This is a genomic window from Thermodesulfobacteriota bacterium, assembly GCA_040755095.1.
In the GTDB taxonomy this organism is placed as follows: Bacteria; Desulfobacterota; Desulfobulbia; order Desulfobulbales; family JBFMBH01; genus JBFMBH01.
The window spans coordinates 1-4,409 of the sequence record JBFMBH010000207.1 but is presented as its reverse complement, the minus strand read 5'-3'; the positions used below and the strand labels follow the sequence as shown (position 1 = coordinate 4,409).

Here is a 4,409-nt window from a genome sequence, read left to right as displayed (position 1 = left end):
CGCTCCACCGCCATCTCGCCGGTGCCGAGCACATACCGGGCCGGGATCTCCGAGGCGTGCAACAGGGCGATGAGAAGCGACGAGGTGTCAAAGGCATTGCACAGCTGGCTCTGCAGGCAGGCATCCGCCCCCTGGATGGAGCCCCAGGTGGGCGCGTACTCGATGGTGTTCCGGACCCACTCGTAGATCCGCACCGGATCATGACCCAGCTCCGCCGCCTTGGCCTCGATGGCCGCGGTGACCTGGACCTCGACGGTGGGCGCCAGGTCGGCCGGCGTGGGCAGGTCACTGAGCTGCGCCAGCAGCAGACCTCCCGGGGGCACTGCGGCCGGCGGCAGGACGCCGGGGCTCAGGCCGAAAGAAGCATCCTCCGTATCCGCGACTACCGCCTCCCCACCGAGACCCGAATCCGCCCAGGCGCCTTCGGGTCCCAGGGAGGCAACCCGGATACCCGGCGGCAGCGCCACCGGATGATAGCCGGCTTCGGCCAGCCATGTGCCGGGGAAGAGCATGGCAAACGCCTCCTCGGCGGACATGGTGCTCGCCTGCCGGACCGGCTGGAAATCCTCCTTCTTCAAACGGGGCTCGGCCTTGGTGGGCTCGGCCGCCCGGTGCGGCAGGTTGTTGAAATCGATCCGCGGCCTCTTCACACGCCTCTTCGCCGCCTCGAACCGGTCCTGCAGCCGCCGGATGGCCTGGTCTTCCGCACCAGCCGTGGCTGCCTGATCAAGCGCCTCGACCTCGGCCATGAACTGCCGCTGCCCGCTCTCGTATTCCGCCACAAACTCCAGGTGCCGCTGGAGGATCTCCGCCGACACCGATTTCTCCCGAAGCCTTTGCTCCGTGGCAACGAACTGCCGCCTCAGCTCGCCATCCTGGGCCTCGATGGCGCTCCTGGCCTGCCGGATCCGGTCTTTGACCGCTCGCCGCGCCGCCGGGCCAGCCGCCTGTCGCAGCTCCTCCACCAGGCCACCCAGCGCCCGCACCTCGTCATGAATTCTCTCCTCCGCCCGGGGCTCTCTCCGGCCCTGGCCAGCAGATGGCGCAGCCTCGCCTGCAGCATCCCGGGCAGCCCAGGCGATATCCCGCAGGCCACCGAAGGACCACATATAGAAGAACAGCACAACCCTTGATGTTATTCGCAGAGCACGGCTACAACTGGAGCGCATTCCTCTCTCCTTCACGAGCAAGACCGGATCAATCCCGACGCATCACCGGCATCAAGACGGAACTATCCATCTCTATCCCAGGCCATGGTGGTCCAGGATAACGACCAACAGGTATCATTCCACGAGATAAGAAGAATGATGTCCCTTCGCAGCAGGCGTACAACCCTCCACAGCTGAATCCTTCCTGAAAATCTCCTTTTCGCAGGCTAGACGATTCAATGGATTCCTGTCAAGAGAAAAATCACTCCAAAATGGAATCATCATAGCGAGCGAACATGGCCGAAGTGTTGGCAGCATGCCCGCTGTTATGTCGGCCACCTCTTTTAATCAGGCAGAATTTCCCGTGGTGGCACGCGAAGTTGCTGTCCATACTCCCATCTTCTCCTGCAGTGGCTGCCGGCGACAACAATAGTGGTTTTCGGTCTGAAGGCCGGCGATGGCCAGATCCGGCAAGGGGCCGGCGCTACCCGCCGGCGCCAGCGCCACCTGGCCGACCTCGGTCAGGGTGTTGGCCGCCAGGGTGAGGCTGTAGGCCTTCGTTTCGTAGCCCGGCAGGCGGAAGGACAGGGTGCCGCTGGCCGCCGCCAGGCCGCTGATCGTGAAGCCGCCACCTGCTGGCGTAAAGACCGTCTCCTCGCCATAGCCGAAGGCAGCCGTGACCTCCACCCCCGCCAGGCCGGTGCCGGCAACGCTGTCCACCACCAGACCGGAGACCGCTGCTGTGGTGTCCGGCGGCGGGGCACTGCCTTCCGGGACCAGGGCCGGGGAAAGGGAGAGCACCCGGCCCGCGATGGCGGTGGACGCAACGGTCGTGGGCAGATAGCCCGGCGCCGCGAAGACGACGATGATGCCGCCGGCAGCGAGGCCGGAGACAGCGTAGGCCCCCTGGCTGTCGGTGACGGCAAAGGCGGCCGAGGAGCCGGTGACGGTCACCTGGGCGCCGGCAATGCCGAGGCCGGTGACAGCATCGGTCACCGTGCCCGCCAGGCCGGTGACCGGCACCGGCAGCGCCGTCAGGGACACCGGCCCCAGCAGCAGGTCCTGGCCGGCAACGACCGTGGCCGCCACCTGCCGGCTCTGGTAGCCGGCCTTGCTGAGGGCCAGGGAGTGCGCACCGGCGGACAGGCCGGTGAAGGCGAAGGAGCCGTCGGCCAGGGTGGTGATCTGGCCCGGAGTGGGGCCGATTATAGCCACCGCCACGCCGGCCAGGGGCAGCCCGCTGCTGGCATCTTGCACCAGGCCGGCGATGCTGGCCGGCAGCGACGGGATGGCTGCGAAGAGCGCCCGCAAGGCCAAAGCGGTCACCAACGGGTCTCCCTCCCAGGAGCCGTCGGCCAGCCGGCTATCCTCTATATACTGCTGCGCCGCCTCCAGCCTGGCACTCGCCGCGCCAGCCCGCTGCAGCACCAGGAAGGCCAGGGCCGTCTCGCCGACCGTGGAGTCCACGATGCCAAGACCGCCATCCCCGTGCTGCTGCGCCAACAGGAATTCCGTCCCAGCCGAGATGGGCGTATCAAGGACGTACCCATCGGCGTAGGACTGCAGGGCCAGGGTCACCCGGGCGGTCATGGAGACATTGCTTTCATGGCCGCCAGCCAGCCCCCAGCCGCCGTCCAGGTTCTGGGTGGAGGTGAGATAGCCGAGGGCAGCGGCGATGGTCGGGTCGTCGGTGGCGTGCACCGCAGCCAGCGCCTGCAGGGCCAGGGCCGTGTCCAGGTTGTTGACATCGTAGCCAGGGGTACCACCCCAGGCGGCCATCAGGTCGTCCACAGCGGCCAGAAGCGGCTCCAAATCGGAGCCGGGGGCACAAAGGGCAAGGATGCGGGAGGCAAGACCTTCGGTGGTGGTCAGGGGCTGGCTGGCCAGCCAGGCAGAGGCGGGTGGGAGGGATGTGCTGGTGGGGTCCAGGAGCGACAGGGTTTGCACCGCCTCGGCGGTGGTAGCGACAATGTCGGCGCTGGTGGCGACACCGCCCCAGGAGCCGTCCAGGTTTTGGCTGGCGGCAAGGAACTGCAGGCCGGTGCCTATGGCGGGAGTCTGGGCAAGGGCGGTGGTGCCCATGCATAGTGACAACCAGCCTAGCATGAATACGGATGTTTTACTCATGCATCCCCCTAGCCAACTTCTGCGGTATCCCATGATGCACATCCGTTCCGGATAGTCAGCTACCTCACCAAGCACTATGCGCGGCTCACGAGCGCAGAAAACTGGAATAGCCGCGACAACCGACCGCCATTGCTTTTCGTCACCAGGCCACCTATTTTTTGCTATCTCGATTCCCCGCTGGAACAATGGATACATAAACGAGAAATAGCCCAATAAACACAAGAAAAGTTATGCCGAGTTCCTTTCCAAGATATTCATCAAGAAATACCACCAACTCTGCACGCGTAACGAGCGACTCCTCACAACACATCCAAGCCGTGGCCACCAACAATGAAGCAACCCCAGCTATCAAACTGGAACATCTTGAGTGCACATATTTTGCAACAACAACTAAAGGCAGCGTTGCAACAAGTACTATATCAAGAATTGACGGATGTTCTGGCATCCCCAACCACCAATAATCGACATGCGAGAAATAGAAGAGAAAGAGCGGACGTGTGCTACCAGCCGCCGTATAGGTCGTAAGCACACCTACTGATTCCCTTTGCGTCATCCAGTGTTGAATACAGAAATACCTCAAAGTGTAACAAGCGAAGTACATAGTAACCAAACCTCGCAGCAGCACGAGCTAAAGAATTTTCGATAAGTAGCCACAAGTCCATAATGGCCAAATAGAGGCACATCACAAATTCCCTGGCGTTTTCTTCACCATACAAGGAGATTATCATCATGCAGAAATACAACCAGCTCATCATTCCAAATATAAGCGCGGCAATTGGGCCAGCAATAGAGAACGCGAGTACAGCCAGCGCACCAGTAACCGCGGAAAGCGAAAGGAAGATTGATCCGAGTGCTAACATTCCTTTATCGTGAGGAGTTAGAGACCCGCACAATCCCCCGCTGATCATGTATACCCCGGAGCCAGTGTCAGGATCAAAGACGATGAATCCGCATCCACCCCAGCCATTGAAGGTGATATTGGTCTTTGACACGGTCACCTCCTTGTCAGCATCGACCGCATCAACAATATCAGCAATCGTGTCCTCATCCAGCTGCAGCTGTGGCAGAACAGCATTGAGGTTGCTCTGGTCGATGGTGTAGATGGGAATCCCCTGGCTGTTGGCGATCTGCAGG

General features: G+C 62.3%; 3 protein-coding genes. All 3 read right to left on the bottom strand.

Going from position 1 to position 4,409, the window contains the following annotated elements; translation table 11 throughout:
* On the bottom strand, positions 1 to 1,169 hold a 1,169-nt coding region (locus tag AB1634_18740), incomplete at its 3' end, for a transglutaminase-like domain-containing protein (GenBank protein MEW6221551.1).
* A 327-nt stretch (positions 1,170 to 1,496) separates the two neighbouring features.
* Positions 1,497 to 3,230 carry a carboxypeptidase regulatory-like domain-containing protein gene (locus AB1634_18735; protein MEW6221550.1) on the bottom strand — a complete coding sequence of 578 codons (1,734 nt, stop codon included), beginning with the start codon at positions 3,228 to 3,230 and terminating at the stop codon, positions 1,497 to 1,499.
* A gap of 545 nt (positions 3,231 to 3,775) precedes the next feature.
* Positions 3,776 to 4,409: hypothetical protein (locus AB1634_18730; protein ID MEW6221549.1), on the bottom strand; the 634-nt coding region annotated here is incomplete at its 5' end.